At 42.3% G+C, this 22,283-nt stretch carries 20 protein-coding genes and 1 pseudogene; 15 read left to right on the top strand and 6 right to left on the bottom strand.

Annotation, left to right across the window (positions count from 1 at the left end):
- The 9 genes from rbsD (at window position 1) to ACL9RM_RS15195 (ending at window position 10,210) form a co-directional block, all read left to right on the top strand.
- The gene (gene rbsD / locus ACL9RM_RS15155; RefSeq protein ID WP_069289656.1) at window positions 1-435 is read left to right on the top strand and encodes a D-ribose pyranase; all 435 of its coding nucleotides are present in this window, start codon (window positions 1-3) and stop codon (window positions 433-435) included.
- A gap of 30 nt (window positions 436-465) precedes the next feature.
- Complete coding sequence (locus tag ACL9RM_RS15160) at window positions 466-1,947, top strand: sugar ABC transporter ATP-binding protein (RefSeq protein ID WP_029517485.1); 1,482 nt, start codon at window positions 466-468, stop codon at window positions 1,945-1,947.
- A gap of 1 nt (window position 1,948) precedes the next feature.
- On the top strand, window positions 1,949-2,917 hold the full coding sequence (locus tag ACL9RM_RS15165) for an ABC transporter permease subunit (protein WP_013310465.1): 969 nt from the start codon (window positions 1,949-1,951) through the stop codon (window positions 2,915-2,917).
- A gap of 34 nt (window positions 2,918-2,951) precedes the next feature.
- Window positions 2,952-3,872 carry a ribose ABC transporter substrate-binding protein RbsB gene (gene rbsB, locus ACL9RM_RS15170; RefSeq protein WP_250268477.1) on the top strand — a complete coding sequence of 307 codons (921 nt, stop codon included), beginning with the start codon at window positions 2,952-2,954 and terminating at the stop codon, window positions 3,870-3,872.
- A gap of 221 nt (window positions 3,873-4,093) precedes the next feature.
- Window positions 4,094-5,101 carry an ABC transporter substrate-binding protein gene (locus tag ACL9RM_RS15175; protein WP_069289655.1) on the top strand — a complete coding sequence of 336 codons (1,008 nt, stop codon included), beginning with the start codon at window positions 4,094-4,096 and terminating at the stop codon, window positions 5,099-5,101.
- A gap of 37 nt (window positions 5,102-5,138) precedes the next feature.
- Complete coding sequence (locus ACL9RM_RS15180; protein WP_025720642.1) at window positions 5,139-6,854, top strand: ABC transporter ATP-binding protein; 1,716 nt, start codon at window positions 5,139-5,141, stop codon at window positions 6,852-6,854.
- A 56-nt stretch (window positions 6,855-6,910) separates the two neighbouring features.
- Entirely contained in the window at window positions 6,911-7,873 is a 963-nt protein-coding gene (locus tag ACL9RM_RS15185) for an ABC transporter substrate-binding protein (protein WP_061828433.1), read from the top strand.
- A gap of 224 nt (window positions 7,874-8,097) precedes the next feature.
- A complete protein-coding gene (locus ACL9RM_RS15190) occupies window positions 8,098-9,162 on the top strand; it encodes a FecCD family ABC transporter permease (protein WP_061828268.1) in 1,065 nt (354 codons plus the stop codon).
- Between the two features lies 1 nt (window position 9,163).
- Window positions 9,164-10,210, top strand: coding sequence for a FecCD family ABC transporter permease (locus ACL9RM_RS15195; RefSeq protein WP_061828269.1), 1,047 nt, complete (start codon window positions 9,164-9,166; stop codon window positions 10,208-10,210).
- A gap of 115 nt (window positions 10,211-10,325) precedes the next feature.
- Here ACL9RM_RS15195 and ACL9RM_RS15200 read toward each other — a convergent pair whose 3' ends face one another.
- A complete protein-coding gene (locus ACL9RM_RS15200; protein WP_007432475.1) occupies window positions 10,326-10,493 on the bottom strand; it encodes a hypothetical protein in 168 nt (55 codons plus the stop codon).
- Window positions 10,494-11,463: 970 nt separating this feature from the next.
- Window positions 11,464-12,219, bottom strand: a complete 756-nt coding sequence (gene aiiA / locus ACL9RM_RS15205) for a quorum-quenching N-acyl homoserine lactonase AiiA (RefSeq protein WP_250261238.1) — start codon at window positions 12,217-12,219, stop codon at window positions 11,464-11,466.
- Between the two features lie 729 nt (window positions 12,220-12,948).
- On the opposite strand from aiiA, the gene ACL9RM_RS15210 reads away from it, so the two are divergent.
- Entirely contained in the window at window positions 12,949-13,905 is a 957-nt protein-coding gene (locus tag ACL9RM_RS15210; RefSeq protein ID WP_250268476.1) for a tyrosine-type recombinase/integrase, read from the top strand.
- Window positions 13,906-14,054: 149 nt separating this feature from the next.
- Here the strand turns inward: ACL9RM_RS15210 and ACL9RM_RS15215 are convergent, their stop codons facing one another.
- Complete coding sequence (locus ACL9RM_RS15215; protein ID WP_250268475.1) at window positions 14,055-14,339, bottom strand: hypothetical protein; 285 nt, start codon at window positions 14,337-14,339, stop codon at window positions 14,055-14,057.
- 19 nt (window positions 14,340-14,358) lie between these two features.
- A complete protein-coding gene (locus ACL9RM_RS15220) occupies window positions 14,359-14,511 on the bottom strand; it encodes a hypothetical protein (RefSeq protein ID WP_250268474.1) in 153 nt (50 codons plus the stop codon).
- A gap of 201 nt (window positions 14,512-14,712) precedes the next feature.
- Between ACL9RM_RS15220 and ACL9RM_RS15225 the strand changes: the two genes are divergently transcribed.
- From ACL9RM_RS15225 to ACL9RM_RS15245, 5 genes and pseudogenes are all read left to right on the top strand, one after another.
- Window positions 14,713-15,714, top strand: coding sequence for an ROK family protein (locus tag ACL9RM_RS15225; protein ID WP_250268473.1), 1,002 nt, complete (start codon window positions 14,713-14,715; stop codon window positions 15,712-15,714).
- A 41-nt stretch (window positions 15,715-15,755) separates the two neighbouring features.
- A pseudogene (locus tag ACL9RM_RS15230) lies at window positions 15,756-15,990 on the top strand (MFS transporter); the annotation flags it as partial.
- Between the two features lie 403 nt (window positions 15,991-16,393).
- Entirely contained in the window at window positions 16,394-16,561 is a 168-nt protein-coding gene (locus tag ACL9RM_RS15235; protein ID WP_172828244.1) for a hypothetical protein, read from the top strand.
- A 109-nt stretch (window positions 16,562-16,670) separates the two neighbouring features.
- Window positions 16,671-16,835, top strand: coding sequence for an HAD hydrolase family protein (locus tag ACL9RM_RS15240; protein WP_237166251.1), 165 nt, complete (start codon window positions 16,671-16,673; stop codon window positions 16,833-16,835).
- Window positions 16,836-16,913: 78 nt separating this feature from the next.
- Window positions 16,914-17,816, top strand: a complete 903-nt coding sequence (locus tag ACL9RM_RS15245) for an ROK family protein (protein WP_061828276.1) — start codon at window positions 16,914-16,916, stop codon at window positions 17,814-17,816.
- A gap of 197 nt (window positions 17,817-18,013) precedes the next feature.
- On the opposite strand, the gene ACL9RM_RS15250 is transcribed toward ACL9RM_RS15245, so the two are convergent.
- Both ACL9RM_RS15250 and ACL9RM_RS15255 read right to left on the bottom strand, forming a co-directional pair.
- On the bottom strand, window positions 18,014-19,975 hold the full coding sequence (locus tag ACL9RM_RS15250; protein WP_250268471.1) for an endonuclease MutS2: 1,962 nt from the start codon (window positions 19,973-19,975) through the stop codon (window positions 18,014-18,016).
- A 732-nt stretch (window positions 19,976-20,707) separates the two neighbouring features.
- Window positions 20,708-21,925 carry an MFS transporter gene (locus ACL9RM_RS15255; protein WP_250268470.1) on the bottom strand — a complete coding sequence of 406 codons (1,218 nt, stop codon included), beginning with the start codon at window positions 21,923-21,925 and terminating at the stop codon, window positions 20,708-20,710.
- Window positions 21,926-22,283 lie beyond the last annotated feature (358 nt).

The raw sequence follows: 22,283 nt of genomic DNA on the forward strand, positions 1-22,283 counted from the left end.
ATGAAGAAACATGGAATCCTAAACAGTCATATATCCAAAATACTGGCGGATCTCGGCCACACAGACTATATTGTCGTGGCTGATGCCGGCTTACCTGTTCCTGAAGGCGTTACCAAAATTGATTTGGCCCTTAAACTGGGTGTTCCATCCTTTCAGGACGTTGTTGATGTCATTGCAGCAGATATGGTGATCGAAAAAGTAACGCTGGCCGAAGAAATCAAACAAGAAAATGAACAAGCATTGCAGTATATTATGCGCAACTTTGCAGGGGAGCAATTAGAACATCCACAGATTAATAAGCAGACTGCCGTCATTGAGTTTTGCTCTCATGAACAATTCAAGGAGCTGACCCGTTATGCGAAGGCGGTCATTCGTACAGGAGAGGCTAAGCCATTTGCCAATTGTATTTTGCAGGCAGGAGTTCATTTTGGATAAATCAATGTTGAATAAAAAGGAGGGTACAGCATGCAGATTCAAATGAAAGGAATTCACAAAGCCTTTGGAACCAATCAGGTACTGAGTGGTGTTGACTTTGATCTTCGTGAAGGAGAAGTACATGCCCTCATGGGTGAAAATGGTGCAGGAAAATCAACGCTGATGAATATTTTAATCGGACTGCATCGGCGAGATGAGGGAACGATCATCATTGACGGCCAGGAAACCTATTTTGCCGACCCCAAAGAAGCGGAGCAAAAAGGAATTGCTTTTATTCACCAGGAACTGAATGTGTGGCCGGAGATGACCGTGCTGGAAAATCTGTTTATCGGCAAGGAAATGACATCCAAGTGGGGCTTACTAGACAGCTCTAAAATGAAAGCGTTAGCAAATGAGCAATTCAGCAAGCTTTCGGTAAACCTTCCATTAAACGGTGAAGCAGGCGAGTGTTCAGTGGGTCAACAGCAGATGATTGAAATAGCCAAAGCACTCATGACGGATGCTAAAGTTATCGTGATGGATGAGCCGACAGCCGCCTTAACCGAACGTGAAATTCAGAAGCTGTTCGAGGTTATTACTTCTTTGAAAAAAGATGGTGTTTCGATCGTGTATATTTCACATCGGATGGAGGAGATATTCGCGATCTGTGATCGGATTACCATCATGCGTGACGGGAAAACGGTGGATACTCAGGCGATTCCCGATACGAATTTTGATGAAGTTGTACGGAAAATGGTAGGTAGAGAGCTGACTGAACGCTATCCGGTAAGAACGCCCGCTTTGGGAGAAGTGGTGCTGGAGGTCAAAAATGCCACGCATAAAGGCTTGTTTGAAAATGTGAATTTTACTGTGCGGTCTGGTGAAATTGTAGGTTTTTCAGGCTTGATGGGCTCGGGACGAACCGAGATCATGAGGGCGTTATTTGGACTGGATGCTTTGGATCGTGGTGAGATCCATGTACGTGGAAAAAAGGTGACTATTCGCAAGCCGGATGACGCGGTGAAACTAGGGATTGGCTTCATTACAGAAGACCGAAAAGATGAGGGCTTGGTTCTGGATTTTTCCATTCGGGAAAATATGGTGCTGCCAAATCTCTTTAGCTTTACCTCAAAAGGATTTATTTCAGGTAAAAAAGAGTTGGATTTTGTTAACACTTTAATTAAGCGCTTACAAATTAAAACCCAATCGGGTGAAACAACGGTTCGCAGTTTGTCAGGTGGTAATCAGCAAAAGGTGGTTATTGCCAAATGGGTAGGTATTGGTCCAAATGTACTCATTCTTGACGAACCGACGAGAGGTGTGGATGTGGGAGCCAAGCGGGAAATCTACCAGTTGATGAACGAGCTGACCGAACGTGGAGTCGCGATTATCATGGTATCCTCGGAACTCCCTGAGGTACTCGGCATGAGCGATCGTATTGTCGTGGTGCACGAGGGAAAGATCAGCGGAGAGCTGAGCAGGGAAGAAGCCACACAAGAAAATATTATGACGCTAGCTACAGGAGGACAGTAATATGACAACTATGAATGAATCAAAAAGCAGCAAAGGCTTTCAAATGTCACAAATCACACAGAAGCTTGGTCCGTTGTTGGGACTCATTATTTTGGTGATTATCGTATCGGTCTTAAATCCCAGCTTTTTGGAACCGCTTAATATTTTGAATTTATTGCGCCAGGTATCCATTAATGCGTTGATTGCGTTCGGTATGACCTTCGTTATTCTCACAGGCGGAATAGATTTGTCAGTCGGCTCCATATTAGCACTATCCAGTGCGTTTGTCGCAAATATGATGCTGGCCGGGTTCGATCCTATTTTGGCGATTATCATCGGCTGTGCATTGGGTGGCGTGATGGGGATGGTCAACGGCTTGATGATTACGAAGGGTAAAATGGCTCCGTTCATCGCTACACTAGCAACCATGACCATTTTCAGAGGATTGACACTCGTTTATACCAATGGTAACCCTATTACAGGACTCGGGGACAGTCTGGTATTTCAATTGTTCGGTCGTGGCTATCAGTTCGGTATTCCGGTTCCAGCGATTACGATGCTTATTACCTTTGCTGTCTTATGGATCATTTTGCATAAAACACCATTCGGACGTAAAACGTATGCCATTGGTGGTAACGAGAAGGCTTCGATTGTATCTGGTATTAAAGTACCGCGTGTAAAAATTTGGATTTACTCTCTGGCTGGAATGCTCTCCGCATTGGCGGGAGCTATCTTGACTTCACGTTTGAACTCGGCGCAACCGACAGCAGGTACTTCTTATGAATTGGACGCCATTGCGGCTGTCGTATTAGGTGGAACAAGTCTCTCAGGAGGACGCGGACGAATCGTAGGTACGTTAATTGGTGTGCTTATCATCGGTACACTAAACAATGGCTTGAACTTGCTGGGGGTTAACTCATTTTATCAAATGGTAGTAAAAGGGATAGTCATCGCTATTGCAGTATTGATTGACCGTAAAAAATCCGCATAATACACCTAATCTGCGTAGAAGGAGACACAAAAATATGAAAAAGCTTACATTAATAATGACTGCATTGCTGCTCCTGCTCATGACAGGGTGTTCCTTGGAACCGCCCGAATGGGCGAAGCCTAAAGCGGCCGCGAACCTGAAGGACATCAAAATCGGCTTGTCGATCTCAACACTGAATAATCCATTCTTCGTATCTCTCAAAGACGGAGTTGTGGCAGAGGCCAAAAAACAAGGAATGCAGGTCATTGTTGTGGATGCACAAAATGATTCGGCGAAACAAAGTAATGACGTAGATGATCTGATTCAACAGGGAGTGAACGCGTTGCTCATTAATCCGACAGATTCGTCGGCCATCTCCACTGTGGTACAATCAGCGAATGCATTGAACATCCCGGTTATTACACTGGATCGTTCTGCTGACAAAGGCGATGTAAAAGCACTCGTCGCTTCAGACAACGTAGAGGGAGGACGAATGGCTGCCAGATATGTGATTGATCAAGTTGGAAAAGGTGCCAAGGTGATTGAGCTGGAAGGTGTTCCAGGAGCATCCGCTACCCGTGAACGCGGAAAAGGATTTCATGAAGTAGCAGATAAGGATCTGAAAGTCATAGCCAAACAATCGGCCGATTTTGATCGGACCAAAGGTTTGAACGTGATGGAAAATCTGCTGCAAGGCAACCCGGACGTTCAGGCAGTATTTGCCCACAATGATGAAATGGCGTTGGGTGCGATCGAAGCAATCCAAAGCTCAGGTAAGAACATTCCAGTCATCGGTTTTGACGGTAACGAGGATGCGCTTAAATCAATTAAGGAAGGGAAACTGACAGCCACCGTAGCTCAGCAACCCGAGCTTATTGGTCAATTGGCGGTGCAGGCAGCCAAGGATGTACTTCAAGGTAAAAACGTGAAAACATCAATTCCCGCTAAGCTGGAGTTAGTGGATCAATCGAAATAAAAAGGGCGCTTGGCCCAACATATTAAGCTATTCGGACTGATGCTGTAATGCGCATCAGTCCTTTTTTTTTGGCTATTCTACGATGACGATACATACACATAAATGGAAGTTTTTTATTTTTGTATTGTAAGAAGAGACAGTAAAAGATAGAATAACAATTGTATGATAATGAGAATCACTATCATATTATGAATTGTATATATCTAAGGAGGACGTATATTGTGCAACAAAGGTACAGATTAAAATGGGAATCCACGCTTTGTCTTGTGGTTCTTTTGATGGTTGTATTGAGTGCATGTGGAAACGCAGCTAGCAACAACCAGACAAACGACAAGACCAGCACTAATGATCCTTCCGGGCAATCCAAGACGGTTGTCATGCGCGAATATACTGATGCCACTGGCAATAAGATCAGTATCCCTGCAAATCCACAGCGAGTTGTCACGACACAATATTTGGATGCTATGCTGGCCTTGGGAGTTAAGCCTGCAGGCGCTGCTTCCCATTTGTTGGAAGGCGACTATTTAAAAGGCAAGATTGACGGAGTTGCGGATATTGGGAACCCGACAAATGTAGAAAAGGTGCTGGAGTTACAACCGGACCTGATCATCACAACAGAATATACCACGCCCGAAGTGAAGGAGCAGCTAGAGAAAATTGCTCCAACCGTAGTCGTTTCGTTTGGAGAAGGCGATGTATTTGAGCAACTGCGGAATGTCGCAGCCGTGCTGGGTAAGGACAAGGAAGCCGAGCAGTGGATCGCTAGTTTCAACAAAAAGGCTGAGGAAGGCCGAAAGAAGCTGGTTGGAAAATTCAAAAAAGATGAAACGGTTACGATTTATATGGCCTACGATAAGAATGTGTTAAGGGTATACGGAGCGCGGAATGTAGGACATGTTATTTACCGTTCACTAGAATTGAATCCTCCTGAGTACATACGTCAGAAGCTGGCGAAGGACCCGAGATTTAATTATGTCTATGATGTTATTTCAATGGAAAAGTTACCTGAACTATCCGGAGACCGAATTATTATGCTGGTTTATGATGAAGCGAGCAAGGACGGAATGCTTAAGCAAATTGAGCAAAGTGCATTGTGGAGAAATCTCCCGGCTGTCAAAAACCACAAAGTGTATTTCATCAAAGCCGATCCGTGGTTTACCTACTCACCGCTAGCCGTTGACCAATCACTCGATGAGGCTGTTAAAATGTTTTCCGTTGATCCGAAGTGATCAGTTCAATTGAAATAAGAGAGGAGAAGTCATAATCATGCTTAGACGATTTTTTGAATACTATCGTCCTTACCGGACTTTGTTCATCATTGATTTCTCTTGTGCCTTGCTGGCTGCACTGCTGGAGTTGGCTTTTCCGCTTGCAGTCAACCGGGTGGTCGATGATTTGCTGCCCAGCGGGAACTGGAAATGGATTTTATATGCCTGTCTGGCTCTACTCGGTATTTATGTCATAAGTGCTGCACTGAATTACGTGGTCACCTATTGGGGACACAAGCTGGGCATTAACATCGAATCGGACATGCGTAAAAAGCTGTTTGATCGGGTACAAAAGCAATCGTTTCGTTTTTTTGACAATAACAAAACAGGGCATCTCGTTTCACGTATGACCAACGATCTAATGGATATTGGGGAAATTGCCCACCACGGACCCGAAGATTTGTTCATCGCGTTGATGACACTGGGGGGAGCCTTTGGTATCATGCTCGGTATTAACTGGAAGCTGGCTGTACTGACTTTCATCATTGTACCCCTCATGATTTACTTGTCTCTTTATTTCAGCCGTAAAATGTCTGCTGCATTCCATCGTATGTTTTCTGATATTGCGGATTATAACGCTCGTATTGAAAATAATGTAAGCGGGATTCGCGTTGTTCAAGCGTTCTCCAACGAAGCACATGAAATGGAACGTTTTGCTGAAAATAATGGGCGTTTCCGTAAAACGAAGCTGATCGCGTACCGGATTATGGCCTGGAATTCCTCGATTAGTTTTATACTAATGAAGCTGGTTTCATTGTTTGTGCTAGTATGTGGAACATGGTTTGTTATCGAAGGACAGATGACCTACGGGGAATTTATCGCATTTGTGATGCTGTCTAATGTATTCCTGGGGCCGATTAAACAAATTAATTCTGTCATCGAAACGTATCCGAAAGGGATTGCTGGCTTCCGACGGTACCTGGATTTGCTGGAAAGTGAATCGGATGTAGAAGATCTGCCTGGGGCCAAGGCGGTTAGCCATCTTAATGGAGATATTCAATTTGCAGGTGTAACGTTTGGTTACGAAAACAAAGATAAGGTATTACGCAAAGTGGACCTATCTATCCATGCGGGTGAAACCGTAGCACTTGTGGGTCCTTCAGGAGCAGGTAAAACGACACTTTGCAGTTTGTTGCCTCGCTTCTACGATGTCGAGGAAGGTAGCATTACTATTGATGGAATGGATATCCGTGAAATGAAGCTGGAATCGCTGCGATCCATGATTGGAATTGTTCAGCAGGATGTATTCCTCTTTGATGGAACGATTCGTGAAAATATTGCTTACGGTAAGCTGGATGCTTCGGAAGAAGAAATCTGGGATGCTGCTCGTCGAGCTCAGATTGAAGACCTTGTTCGCTCATATCCTGATGGTCTGGATACAATGATCGGTGAGCGAGGTGTGAAGCTCTCTGGTGGTCAAAAGCAACGTTTGTCTATTGCACGGATGTTCCTTAAAAATCCGCCAATTCTCATTTTAGATGAAGCAACATCAGCATTGGATACAGAGACAGAAGCCGCGATTCAGCAAGCGCTGACAGAGCTATCCCAAGGCCGTACGACACTCGTTATCGCGCATCGTCTGGCAACGATCAAAAATGCTGACCGCATTATCGTAGTTGCAGATCAAGGGATTGCCGAGCAAGGCAGACATGAAGAGTTATTGGCAGTAAAAGGGGCATATAGCCGCCTGCACCAAGCTCAATATGGAACGTAAATAGGCCAATATGACACCGTAAATAGAGAGAGGAATGAACAGGTTTGACAAAGAAAATGTGGATTGTAATGATGCTTCTGTCAGTCATTTTAGCTCTTACCGCCTGTGGTGGAAATGTAAAGCAAGCGGATGAAAAGCAGAATCAAATATCTAGCGAACAAAAGTCAGAGGAAATGAAAACAGTCAAAACGATTCATGGAGATATTAAAATACCGGTTCACCCTCAGCGGATTGTAGTAGATATGTACCAGAATGATTTATTAGCACTAGGAATTAAACCTGTGGGAAGTGTTAAATATTATCTGGATAATCCGTTTTCGAAGGAGCTTGTGCAGGGCATTGCAAGCATTGGAGATCGCGGCAGCGTATCCATTGAAAAAGTATTGGCTCTGGAGCCTGACTTGATTCTGATTGGTTCCAAAGATGCTCATGAATATGAAAAATATAGTAAAATTGCTCCGACCATCGTCATTCCTTATGGAACGTACAAGAATGTTCATGAGGAACTGACAGCTTTTGGTGAGCTGCTTGGAAAAGAACAGGAAGCCAAAACATGGCTTGCCCAATACGATCAGCGGATGCAGGCTGCACGTGACAAGCTAAAGGGAATTGTTCAGCCTGGAGATACTTTCACCGTAATGGAAGCTTCGGAAAAAGAATACTATGTATATGGCGATAATTTTGGCAGAGGAGGACAGGCGGTATACAAAGGACTGAATTTGACACCTCCGCCGCTTGTCCAAAAAGAATTATTTGGTGAGACTCAATGGAAATCGGTGTCAAAAGAAGTCATTAATCAATATGCGGGCTCTTATATCTTTCTGACGGTTAACAAGGATTTGAGCGGTTACGAAGGAGACAGCATATGGAAATCACTGAATGCAGTCCGGCAAGGTAAGGTTTTTGAGCTCCAGGAGGATCGATATTGGTACTTCGATCCCATTGCCATTGTAGGGCAAGCTGAAGAAATCGCAGATTTGATCGTCCAGCGGAATAAAGAGAACGCCACACAGAAGTAGTCGCTTCGGTGTTGTTGGCAGCCCTTTGGTATTTATGCCAAAGGGCTTTATTTGTTCACAATAGGGCAGAGTATTAGGCATTCCTCGAAATTTGCTATTGATGCCGTTGCCACATTAATTTACAATAGTAAAGATTGCATGATAATAATTCTCATTATCAACATCATCTTCAACACAGTTCGTGATAGCTACATACTATTCAACAGTAAGGGTGAACAATAGTTATGAAATTATCAGAATCATCGGATAGCCCCGCTCAAAGTAATCATAACCAGTCGCCGACTCAATTCCACTCGCGACCATGGGCGGCTTCGCTTATCCTGACAGTTGGGCTTGGACTTTTAGCGTTCGGTATCGCGCTATCTCTATCTTTTGGTGCAGCCTCAATTAGGCTGGAAGAGGTATGGAACGCCGTTTTTCATTTTAAACCCGAGTTGCAAAACCATCAGATTATTTGGGAAATCCGTCTACCTCGGATTCTGGGTGGGGTTTTAATCGGAATTTGCTTTGCTGTTGCAGGTGCAATTATGCAAGGAATGACCCGAAATCCGCTTGCTGACTCGGGCTTGCTTGGACTGAACTCGGGAGCCAGCTTGGCGATGGCGATTTGCTTTGCCCTTTTTCCTGGCTCTTCCTTTTTACAGTTAATGTTGTATTCCTTTGTTGGTGCAGCTCTGGCTGTTGTGATGGTATATGGTACAAGCTCCATATCCAAATCAGGTCTTACGCCAGTTCGTCTTGTATTGGCGGGTGCAGCTGTCACGGCATTGCTGTCTGCCTTAGGAGATGCGATCAGTTTGTACTTTGATGTTGGACAGGATTTGGCCTTTTGGTATGCCGGAGGGCTTAGTGGAATCAAGTGGGTTCAGCTCGGTATAGTTTTGCCTTGGGTTGTGGCAGCTTTTATCGGTGCTCTCATGTTGTCGCGCTCCATTACGCTGCTCAGTTTGGGAGACGAAATTGCGTTGAGCCTTGGTCAGCGAACTGGGGTAGTAAAGGTAGTCGGAATGATTCTTGTTCTGATTTTGGCGGGTGCAGCGGTGTCGTTGGTGGGTTCTATAGGTTTCGTGGGATTGATTATTCCCCATATAACCCGCAAGCTGGTTGGCGTCGATTATCGCTGGATTATTCCATGCTCGGCCATTATGGGAGCTTTACTCATTGTGTTTGCCGATCTGGCAGCCCGTATGATTAACGCACCTGAGGAAACACCGGTGGGCGTACTTATTGCCTTAATTGGGGTTCCGTTCTTCCTTTATCTGGCACGTAAAGAAAGGAGGGCACTGTAAGATGAATAACGTTACGAATGGGGCTATTGCCAAAGCTAGTCATCGTAAAAAAATACATGATTGGATGGTTGTAGTCATTCTGCTCGTATTGCTCATTGCTGCGTTCACCATAAGTGCGAATACGGGAACCATCCGGCTTTCGCCAATGGAGCTATTTAGAACCTTGTTTGGACAAGGGACTCCACAGCAGGAATTAATCCTATTTGAATTCCGATTGCCACGAATGGTTATTTCCCTTCTTATCGGTGCAGGTCTCGCTGTTTCTGGCTGCATCATGCAGGGAGTTTCGCGTAACGGCCTAGCGGACCCTGGTATTCTAGGCATTAATGCAGGCGCCGGGTTGATGGTCATGCTGTTTGTATTGCTTTTTCCATCTATGCAAACTACGAATTCATTGTTTTTACTTCCCGCTCTTGCACTGATTGGATCAGGAGCAGCTGCTATTCTCATCTACGCGCTTTCTTACAAGAAAGGTGAAGGAATTTCTCCGACAAGGCTACTGCTGAGCGGAATTGGCGTAGCGGCGGGTATCAGTGCTGCGATGATCATTATGACTCTTAAGCTGACACCCGAAAGTTACACGTTTGTAGCTAATTGGTTAGCAGGAAGCATCTGGGGCTCAAACTGGAAATTCGTGATGGCTCTGTTGCCTTGGCTGATTGTATTGCTTCCTTTCGCATACTACAAAGCAAATGTGATGAATGTGCTTAATCTGGGAGATCAGACGGCATCGGGGTTGGGTACAGCTATCGAAAAGGAACGTATTCTCCTTCTCGCTGCTGCGGTTGGATTGGCCAGTTCTAGTGTTTCGGTTAGTGGCGGTATCGGCTTTGTCGGTTTGGTGGCTCCACATTTGGCGAGAAAGCTGGTGGGGCCGAAGCATAAAATGCTGCTGGTAACCTGTGCTTTAGTCGGAGCACTCCTGGTACTTGTAGCGGATACGATCACACGATCCTTACCTTTACAGAAAGAAATCCCGACAGGTTTAATTGTAGCCATCATTGGTGCGCCATACTTCTTATACCTGTTGAGTCGCTCCAAAGGGTAACGTCACGAAAGAGTACCACCTGTCAATTAAGGCTACGCAAACAAATAACCTTCAACACCACTAAGGAAGTGGGGCTGAAGGTTATTTGTTTCATTTAATTTAGCAGCCTTTCATCTCAACGGGAAGTATTCAAGGCATGAGAGGTTTGATGCAGCTCTCTGATCATTTTATGCAACGTGTAATTTTCCTGACGTGTCACGCCGTGTTGATTTTCCTGAACCAGCAACTGATGGATGTTTCGTTTTAGAATTTCACTTCGACGTTCCAGCATTTCGGTACTCATAAATAAATGAACACTCCCTTTGTCATGAATAAACCTACATTTTTGAAATGAGCATAGGCTGATTTTAAGTTTGCCTTTCGACTTCTTTAAGTATATCGTGCTGGATGATCAAGGGAAAACGGAGCGAGACAGCAAATTGCTTTTTCTCATCATCCATGCCGTATCGACAGCGACTCACCCCATGAGTTCTTAGATATACTTCCTGATGCTAGCGATAACAGGGGATTAGGCGTAATTAACTTCATGTATATAATTGTTTTTTTGATATAAACGGATTAAGTGTATTAATCCATTTGAAATATTTGTAAGTAAGGGGCGTATTGGATATTGCTCAGGCTGTTCTGAACAAGCAGGGGCTTAATAGCGAGTTAATACAAAGGATCAATTGTGTATTTGCAGAAAATCAACTTGTGCGCTTAAAAGTTAGCTAGGTTTCTGAAGATCAGCATTTTACATACAGAATTTATAGATGAACCCGACCAGTTAAAGCGAATGTATATGGAATCACTTATCAGTTTGCTAAAAGCTATGGAGGGGAGCAACTAGAACTGCAAAGTTGTATTCAATGCAATCATTGGTTTATTCCATATTAGCGAGCTCAGTTAACCAAATTTTGCAGTTCTAAATGTCGGAGTCATTACAACTACCTAATGAAAAGAAAAGAATAAGAGGCTATAACATTTTGGAAGTGAGGAGATACAATAATGATTATTTAAAAATCGGATGAAGAAATTGAGATCATGAGGGGAGCTAGCCGAATTACGACTATTCTGCCAGTCCGCACCGCTTGCCTTTGAGGCTGAACTTTTCAAGTCCTGTGTTGTACGGTCATAGACGTATACTGGTAGCCATGATCCGAATGAAGCACGGCTCCGGATACGTCTATTTTGTGTGCATTCATAATACCAATTTCATCATACCCCGTACTGAAAAGATCCGGAATGGTGGAGAAATAGCTGCTTTATCAACATTATTTGTATTGTGGATATACCGGCTGAACGACTACCTGCTCAGGATCATGACCGAAGAACAACAGATTCGGCTTAACCTCCTGCACAATCTGCTGAATGCGGGCGATTGACTGGCGTGCCTGTTCACGGTTAAAGCTGTCAAACGGCACGTCGTTTGCGTAATTCTCCTGCGTGTAGGCAACATCAATCGTCAGCATGACCGGACCCGATTCCTTTGTTGTGACCAGCGCGGACTGATGACCCGGCGAATGCCCCGGAGTATAGAACAGTTGCAAACCTGGAACCAGCTCATGATCCCCTTGAAGCAGTCGGTAATTCAAGTCCGCCTGCACGCATTCCGGTGGCGCATACTCCAGATTACCGATCGCAGCGTCTGCTTCGGTCTGCTGCACATAAATCGGTGTATTCGGAAAATGCGGATTGCCTCCTGCATGATCCATATGCATATGAGAGATTACGATGGCATGGATATCGTCCGGGTGATAGCCGATCCGATCCAGTACAGCCACGATACTATCATCGGCTGACATATGGGGAATGAAGCGCCCTTCAAACGGTGTACTTTTAAAATAATTTGGATTGTCGATAAACGAATCCGGCATACCGGTATCAATGAGAATCGGACCGTGATCTGTCTCCAGCAGATACGACCAGATTTGCAGGCGCACCAGTTCACCGGGCTGTGCATGATGGTTGAGTGAGGAACGATCAATATCAAGCTGACCGATCGGTAACCAGTACAATTTGTTAATCATACAATCATCCTCCAATCGTAGTTTACATAATAATTATTATGTAGTTATTAATCAGGGTTTCGGCTGACGGAAAATGATGTTTGTATTTTCGTGTGTAAGATCCGGGTGCTGGAGCCTCGTGCTGTCGTTGTAATCTCACTCTTTCGAAAATTAATTTTTAATAGTTTAAATGAAAAGTTATGTAGGCGTCCAGTAGAAATTTACCGTCAGGCAGGCCAGTCCATACTTTTCCTGTGAACAAGACTGTTTCTACACACTGCTCGAAATTTGCCCAGAAGCTGGATCTATGGCGATTTTGACTGCTACCGATCGAGAGCAGCGCCCCCCAGCTTGCTGATGAAGTAGAGAAGTGGTGCCGCATGCAAGACTATTGGCTATTTAGTTTTGTTTTGGATATGAATGAATTACATTAGGTGAACTTTTCTTGAGCGTGTTTTAATTTGTCTACATTGTGGGATCGCCCCCCTCTGACCCTATGTCACGCCGTTAAGTGATTTGAAATGTCTGCTTGAAGGCGATACTAGGCTGGACAAGAGGAAAAACGCTCTATTTGCCCTTGAAAAGCACTAAAAAAACAGCGTATAATATAAATTATACGCTGTTTTGGTTTAAAACGACTTTTAGAATCCCTCCTGCATAAGATGTCGATTGGATTGTCGATAAAAATCAGACGAAAATGATCGTTTTACAGTATATTTCGGAATATGAACTGAATTGGAGGCGAGCGAGATGAAAAAAGAGATGCGACATGTGGAGCTCGATACAACTGAAGAAATTGATGAAATATATACTGAGGAGCTGGAAGCTTTTTTGATCTGTATGAAGGATGCAGGATATACGATACATACGCAAAAAAATTATATGGGGGATGTGAAGCAGTTTTTACGGACGTTGCGTGAAAAACCACTCGATCAGGTGAAGAAGATTCATGTTATGTCGTATTTGTCTAAAGCGCGGGAGGGAGGCGCCGGAGATAGTACGCGGAACCGGAAGCATGCAGCGGTGAATAGTTTTTTTAAAGCGCTACAGGAATTTGAGTTATGCAGCACAAATCCGGCAGCGGGAATTAAAAAAGCAAAGACTGAAAAGAATCGTATGCCCGTCTATCTGGATGAAAAGGATATTCATCCGTTTTTGCTCGCGGTGGAGGGGAAATATGCAAATCGTAATATGGCTATTTTTCTGCTGATGGTCTACATGGGATTGCGGGTGGGGGAGGTTCATTCATTGAATGTCTCGGATTACAGCCGAGAAAGACGTACCTTAGATGTGTTCGGTAAAGGACGTAAGTGGCGTACTCTCCCGGTACCAGAAGCCGTGTGTGATTTTGTAGAGCATGCGTTGGAGGAAAGATTGACGCCGTGGAGAGGTAAAGAGGATGCGATGTTCGTATCCCAAAAAGGCCGCCGTCTGGCAGTGCGCACCATTCAACAGATCGCTACAGAAACGTTCGAACGATTCCAGCAAGATAAGAGTATGGAACGCCGGGAGGCATATTCCAGCCATAAGCTGAGACATACATTTGCGACAATGCTATTACGTAAGGGAGCAGATCTGCGTACCGTGCAGGAGCTACTGGGGCATTCATCCATTCAGACAACCACAGTATATACACATGTCACTGATCGGGAAAAAGAAAAAGCAATGGATAAGCTGGATATTCAGATACCAATATCAGGATTGTGAGTATAACATGAAAGTTGAGATTAAATAAAAATGAGTTTACATAATAATTATTATGTAAACTCATTGGGCAGAATTACATCCTGACTTGAAAATCACATCAACGGCTTTAGGTCATTACGATCATGAACGTAGTATTCTTTTTCATAGCGTTAGTCTTGTTTTTGAATGATTTGCTCCAAATGATGCCGCAAATGCTGAATATAATCGTCGACTAGCCACTGTAATGTTTCGGTGGAGTGGTCATCTTTTTGAAATCTTTTCTTAGAATCGAATGATGTACATGAGTTTAATACATTTATGATTTGCTTATTCAATAGTTTCCATAGATGTATGACATCCACGTAAGAGAACACTTCCTGATACTGATTAGCTGCCACCCATTCATTTTGCGCATACGATTCAATTTTGATAGGGGATGTTGAATGCTTAATCATGATAAATCTTCGCTGATTTTTAGAAGCGGAGTCGCACAGATGTCCCAGTATTTCTTTTTTTGGACCATTTCTCCGAGAACGGTTTGGCATTAAATTCATGTTCTGTGATCGAAAAAAATTCTTTTTCATAATCCTCGATGATCCTTGCCAGTTCTTCAACAGCATTCTTCAATTGATTAGCCTCCTTATTTTAGCGATCGTCTTATGATTAGCATTAGAATAATTCAGAATAAGCTGGAAAGCAATGGTGAAATAAAGGCTAGTACGATATTGCCTTGACTAAGGTAATATTTTGCTGCAAAATTAGTAAAAGTGCTTTATAAACATGGTTTATGAAGTGCTTTCATGATTTTATAGAAAGAAGGTGCTATGTATGGAAAAAGCTAATACAAATTTAATTAAAGAAATAAATCTGAACCTGGTTCGAAAAGTATTGAAACAGATCAATAAGACAACAAAACCCCAACTAGCCGCATTAACTGATTTAAGTGTGGTAACTATCAATACGCTTATGCAGGAATTGCTTAATAATGGAGAAATATTTGAAGATGAAATTGTCCCTTCAAACGGAGGCAGGCATGCGTTAACCTATCGTTTTAATTATGAGTATAGTCTAGCACTGATCATACATATTAATGAAAAACAAGGGACGGATGTTGTCAATACCACGATAGTTAATTTAAATGAGGACGTTCTAATGAAAGAAGAGCATCCCTTTCAAATTTTTAATGCTACACAATTTTATTCCACGATTCAAGACATCATTTCTCACTATCCCTCCATCAAAGTTATTGGTATAGGAATCCCGGGACAATCTGTAAATGGAGAAATTACAGTCAGCAGTCATGAAAGGTTAAATGGAATTCGGTTGGCAGAGGATGTGCAAAGCAAATTTGGTTTGCCGGTTATTGTGGAGAATGACGTAAATGCTGCTGTATGTGGATACGTCTATAGAAAACAAATAGATGAAGATCAATGTGTGCTGGCTATTTATTTTCCTGAGAATTCTCCACCAGGGATGGGAATTTATTTGCGAAATGGGGTGTTAAAAGGCAAACATGGATTGGCTGGTGAAATCAAATTCATTCCGTCGATAGTTTGGGATGAAAGCAAAGGAACGGAAGTTTTCTTTAATAGTATATGTGAAATTATCCGAATATTACAATCTGTATTTGATCCTGACCGAATTGTGATCTATAGAGAGAATACAGAAGAAGTGTCTTTCTTTCATTTTTTAGAATCCTACAAATCTAAGCATAAGATGCCTTTGTATCCTGACGTTATACTCTCAGATTTATTTTATGAAGATTTTAAAACAGGGTTGAGAGGGTTAACTCTAAAAGAATTGGAACGTCCGATCATTGTCTTTAAATAATGTATATATGTGTAGTGAAGAGAGGAGAGGAGGAGAGAAATGGGTTTATTCTTATTGGGTTAGGACTTGCACCGATTTACCCTGGACTTCTTCATGAAACGCCAACTCGGTTTGGTAAAGAGAATTCTTCCAAACTCATGGGATACCAAATGTCAGTTGCTTATACAGGAACAACATTACTCCCTCCCGTTTTTGGGGTTTTAACTTCTCAGGCAAGCATAGATTTTCCCCGATTGCCGTCATTGTTTCCTTCTTTTTATGCTGTTCAATTCCTAGCAAGTGAATCGTACATTGAAAAAGAGAATTATGAAGGGTTAATAGAAATTATCACTTGACCTGAAACGCGTTTCATCAGCTAAAGTAAACGTGTAACCTAAAAGAGAAAGCGAGGGCACTCTATGATCTCACTGATTTTACTTTGCTCAGTTATATGGGTTGGTACTTATTGGTGCTTAGTATTATCCGGGCAGCCTAGGGAAGTAAAACCTTACCGCTCCATCGATGATTTTTTTGAATAACTTTCTATGTCCACTTAATAAAGAAGCTTTTTTTACTCGCTTTATTAACATGTTTAATTAATTAATTTAATAAGTGTGCAGAATGCAGAATATGCAATGCACCTATTAAGTGGATCAAATTCTGGCACTAAGTTGGATTTACGGAATAAGGAGGTGTGACTGTGTGGGCGATAGAAGGTATCTCATGTATCATAATTTTAATCATTATGTACTTCATGATCAGTAGTTTGGCTCATTCTCCTCATGTTCAAAAGCTTGCAGCACGAATGTTTGAAGATTTTAATAGAGATTTTGATGTTGATCCATGGAAAGAAAATGAAAAGCCGTAAATTAAACTTGGCTAATAAAGAGCTTATATATTAAGGGAGGATTTATATATGTTTAAACTGGTGGTAAGTGATCAGGATGGTACTTTTCTGAATAATAGTGGCACTTTCGATGTCGACCATGTCTTTTGGAGATGGTAAAAATGATGTGGAACTTATGAGTATAGCAAAATATAGTTTTGCTATGAAAAACGCATGTGAGAACATTAAAAATGCAGCCAGTTTTATCACTAAATCCAACGAAGAAAACGGTGACTTATTAACGATAAAAAAATGATGGATTTACAAAAGCAATAATGTTAATTATCGTTATTGATAAGACCCCAAATTGCATCATGAAAGGACTATACGTAGCATGAAAAATAAAATACTGGTTTTTGATATTGGTGGCTCTTTTATTAAATTTAGTTTGTATTTTCAAGGTGAGTTTATGTGTAAGGGGAAAGTTAAAACTCCATTGGACTCACTTGAGAATCTACTTGTAGCTTTGAAGCAAATTCATAATCAGTTTATAGATGAATGTGAAGGTATAGCTGTCAGCATGCCAGGTATTGTGGATTCAGAAAGCGGTCACATGGTGCATGGCGGTTCATTAAGATATATAAATGATATAAATATGATCGAAGTTTTTAAGAAAGCGTTTCATTTACCCGTAGCAATTGAAAATGATGGAAAATGCGCTGCTCTGGGAGAAGCATGGTGTGGTTCATTACAGGGAATCGCTGATGGTGTTGTTCTGGTCGTTGGAACCGGAATGGGCGGTGGAATCATCTCTCAAGGTAAATTGCTGAAAGGCCATCATTTATCGGCTGGGGAATTCTCCTTCATCAGAACTAACAATGAGTATGCAGACAATGTTGATTATTTGCTTGGTATGCAAGGGAGTAGTTCTGTATTATCTAAAACTGTTGCCAAAGCTAAAGGGCTTCCTGCAGATTCTATGACAGGTGAAAAAGTATTCAAGCTCATTGAAGAAGGTGATCACACGGTCCAAGCGATTTTTCAAGAATACTGTAGGAACATCGCAACACAAATTATTAATTTGCAAACGATTCTTGACCCTGAAAAGTTTGTAATTGGGGGAGGCATATCTGCAAATCCTTTACTGGTTATTACTATTAAAGAAGAACTAGAGAAACTTTATCTAGATTCGATCTTAAATTTTGTGCGTGCAGATATTGAGCAAAGTAAATTAGGCAATGAAGCGAATTTGCTAGGTGCTATATATAACTACAAACAAACCTATCATCTTGATTGATAACAAAAGTTATATTTCGATGTCTGATTTATCTTGTCCTGTCTATAAGGAAGCATATAGTTTACATAATATATATTATGTTTTTAGTGTGGTGAAATCTGCAAGTGAATCACTCTTATCAAGTGTCCACTTGCAGATTCAAGTTTCACTGACAATATAAAATAGCTTATTTTTCAGTTGAGAATATACGCATGCGTCTATATTTCATTTTCCGGGGGAGATTCAATCATCAGTCCTTCGACATGCTTACGTCCCAGCAGTTTTCGTTTTTTGCGGTTTTCCTTGGTTTCTAAAACAATATCCAGATCATAGTCGTCAGGATACAATTCAGTAGCAGCGATGTGAAGGACGAGCCTCTTTTTGTTCATGGTTAGCTTCTGTCCTTGGATCAAAATCCCGACATTACCCCGTTCATCCTCGGTTTTGTATACAATTCCAGTTCGATCCAGATAGCCTACATAAACACTATCGCCAAGGGCAAAAGGCTTGGTTTTGAGAGGGATTTCTTGTTTACCCCGTTTTGTGATTGTCTGGTCTAAAGCCTCTTTTTTAGGGAAAGGCTTATTTGCATCATCAGACTTTTCATCATCTACAGAAGGGGGAATAACAAACGATTCCTGTGTATTCCGAGACGCTCTGCCTGCAGAAATGGCCTCAGAACGCTCGATAATACGTGTCCACATGCCCAGCTTCAAGGCAATTGCATATGCATAGCTTTCTCCGGCCTCTCCAATGCGAAGTCGGTACAAAGGTTGTAGCGTTTCGGTATCAAACTCCATACGAGCATTCTGAAATCCCGGTGTGTTTTCAGCAAAATGCTTGATTTCGCTAAAGTGCGTTGTAGCCACTACTGTCGCTCGGCGGCGATGGAATTCTTCTAGCAACGCGATAGAGAGGCCTACTCCTTCTCCTGGATCGGTGCCGGATGCCATTTCATCAATCAGAATCAGAGTAGAGTTGCCTGTTGTTTCTAAAATGCTAATCATGTTGCGGATGTGTGCAGAAAAGGTGCTCAAAGCATGTTCAATGCTTTGTCCATCCCCGATATCTACCACAATTTCCTCGAATACAGCCATTCGGCTACCATGCAAAACAGGTACCAGTAGCCCAGATTGCACCATTAGTGTTAATAGACCGACGCTTTTAAGGGCCATCGTTTTTCCGCCTGTGTTCGGTCCAGTGATGATGAGTGAGGAATATCCTTCACCAATTGAGAAATCAAGCGGCACCATGGTATTGGACATCAATGGGTGACGTGCACCTTGGATGTCTATAATCCCGTCAAGGTTAAGTTCGACAGGGACAGCATCCAGAGTCATGGCGTATTTGGCTTTTGCCAATAAAAAATCCAGTACACCTACAGTCTCTGTATTGATGCTTAGTTCCCGGTTGTATGACTCGGCCATTGCCGTCAGGTCTCCCAGCACTTTCATTTCTTCTTTAGATTCTTCTGCCATGTTTGCGCTCTGATCGAATTGCAGATTCGTGATTTCGGCAGGTTCAACGTAAACCGTCTGACCACTTCCCGATTCATCCAGTACATTGCCTTTCACTTGTTTACGGAATTCTTTTTTGATAGGAAGCACGTAACGGCCATTGCGCTGACTAATCATATTTTCCTGCATAATGGATCGGTGACGGCTTGTGAGAGAGTCAAGTTTTCTCTTGATGCGTTCTTCAGTAACCGCAATTTTTTTGCGAATTTTAGCTAGTTCTTTACTGGCGATATCCGTCACACGTCCCGAATGAATACATCTTTCGATTTCGGATAGAAGTGGCTCCATGCTATACATGGAAGATGCATAAGCGCTGACGGTTGGAGCAGCGTCCGCCTTGGAATGCATATATTTTATGAGTTGAATGCAGCTTCGAAGGAATTGAGCCATATGAGAAAAATCACGCTCGCTGAACATATACCCGGTTCCGAGCAGTTGAAGAATGTGCTCCATTCCTTCCAACGAAGGAACAGGGACGCTTGCTCCGTGGCGAATGATCTGTAACGCTTCGTTGGTTTCGTCAAGACGAATCTTAATGGTACGGATATCAGTAATTGGGCACATAGAAGCAGCGTGATGCTTACCTAGGTAAGAAAAAGCACATTCGGAAACTCTTGTTTTAATTTGATCATATTCCAATCGCAGCATTGTAGTTTCGTTCATGAATAAATCTCTCCTTTAGTTGTGTAGTCAGGATTTTGGAAAACTTGCTATTAAAATAAAAAAGGGCGGAGAATGAACAAAACGTTCATTCTCCGCCCTTAAGGAAAGAGGGAATTTATCAACAAATAAGCCTGTAATACAGCTTTTGTAGTTCCGAGTTCCGTGTTTCCAATTCATTCACGCAACAGCTCTTTGCTAAGCTATTTGGATCGAATGGAAACGTTAAAAGGGAAGTTACAAAATCTGAAAACAAAAAACCGTGCTGAACACAGCACGGAATAAGGCCTGGATGAAGATAATCCCGAAGGCGATTTATGATATCCGCATGTTCTTAACTAATATCAGGATAACAACACAGCAAGAAACAAACCTGTCCCCGAAGGGTGCAAGCGCCTGGTGTTACTCCCTGAATATGCAATTGCTTAGTTAAGAACGTTCACCGACATCAAAATCTCTCCCTTAATTGAAGATATAACCATACTATACGATTGGACAGGCGTTGAAGTCAAGGCCGACTTCTTTAATTCGATACAATGAGGATCATAAGATTAACATAATGTATATTATGTATACCCAGTATCAATGTTTTTTAAATGAGAATGATGATCCTTATAATTGTAATCAAGAGCATGAAGAAAGAGAGTCATAATCCGTATGAAATCATGATACAAACATTAAGAAACCGCCCCGGAGGATGCCATATCATCTCTCCAGGGGCGGTTTCTTGTGCTGTTATTCAGAATCATCGGCTATGACAGCTTGTACAGGCTGTCTGTCACGAAGCAATGGTAACAACAGCATCGCTCCGACCAAAAACAAACCGGCGCTCACGGTATATACAGTGTTCAGGGAGGATTCGTGTTTGAGTGTTCCGCCGATACTCATACCGACGACCATCATCCCGGAGAACAGGGGAGAGAGGGCACCACCGACGCGGCCGATAAAAGCAGCTTCGGCATTTTTCATCATCATCGTGTTGATACCGATATGAATGCAAGGATAAAATAGGCCGCTGAAAACTTGTAGTGCCATAGTCAACCCAATATTGTGCGACCATCCGACACCACAGGTTGTCAGTGTGCTGACCAAGAGTCCGGCCACCAGCAGCAATTGCGGCTGTACTTTTTTGGCAACCCCCATAATCAGGCCGCCTCCCACCAGCATAGCCGCTCCGTTCGCCATTAATGGCCATTGCAGGAATTCCTTGTTTTGTCCAAGGTTCTCGATGGCGACAAAAATCATTAATGGTTGAATAAGTCCAACCGCGAGCCCAATTACGGTAAATGTTCCCCCAAGCGTGCGAAGTGTGCGGTTATTCCATACATAACGTATTCCTTCTTTAAGCTCTTGAATGAAATGAGTGGGTTGATCATCTATCTCAAGTGCTTGTTCATCTTGGGGAATACGAGTCAAGACAAGTGCCGAAATGAGAAACAATATTCCGGTTATAGACATTGAAATGAAAATTCCAAAGTGTTGATAAATAAATGTACCGATAACAGGACCGATAACCATAAATAATGCCATGAGAGATTGAAAAAGGGCCATCACTCCCTGAAGCTGGTCTGGTGCTACATGCTGCTTAAATATCTTCATTGCAGACGGCTGAGAAAATTGAGATAGAATGGTCGAAAAGAAAGTAGACAGCAAAAGCATCTGCCATGACCCGTACCATAATGCCAACAAGACAATAAAAATAGAGGCCGCGGATAGCAAATCGCAACTAATCATAGTCCGTTTGGGCCGCCAACGGTCCGCAAATGTTCCTCCAATGATAGCGAACAGAAAAATAGGCATGAATTCAGCAACCGAAATGAGCGATACGTAGACGGGATCATTATGAGTCAAATCTGTTACATACAACAGTATGGCAAAGTTGCGCACCCAAATGCCCAAATTTAGCAGCGCATTGGAGGCGATAATGGTCCTTATATATGGATTTTTAAACAACAACAAACTCTCCTTTCCTGTTTTCAAAGCGCGAGCCCCTTGGAATATCATTTTATATAAACAAAATTCATTTTTGTCTATATAACAATAGATAATATAATAAATTAACTACCATTTAGTCAAATGTTTTTTTGCAACCAAGAAGAAAGTAGAGCATGGAAAAAAAGAGGCCAATGATCCTTAAGGACGTGAATTAGAATAGTGATAAAAGTACTCACTTTAAACTTGTGAGTTGGTAATAATATCTAATCAAAAAAATATTAACATAATATATATTATGTTAACTAAATACTTATCTAATAATAGGGCTCTGAATCCGATGTACCTTTTAAAATCATAGTGATATAATTACGCGTAC

The sequence above is a fragment of the Paenibacillus sp. S29 genome (assembly GCF_049319765.1).
Classification (GTDB): Bacteria; Bacillota; Bacilli; order Paenibacillales; family Paenibacillaceae; genus Paenibacillus; species Paenibacillus polymyxa_B.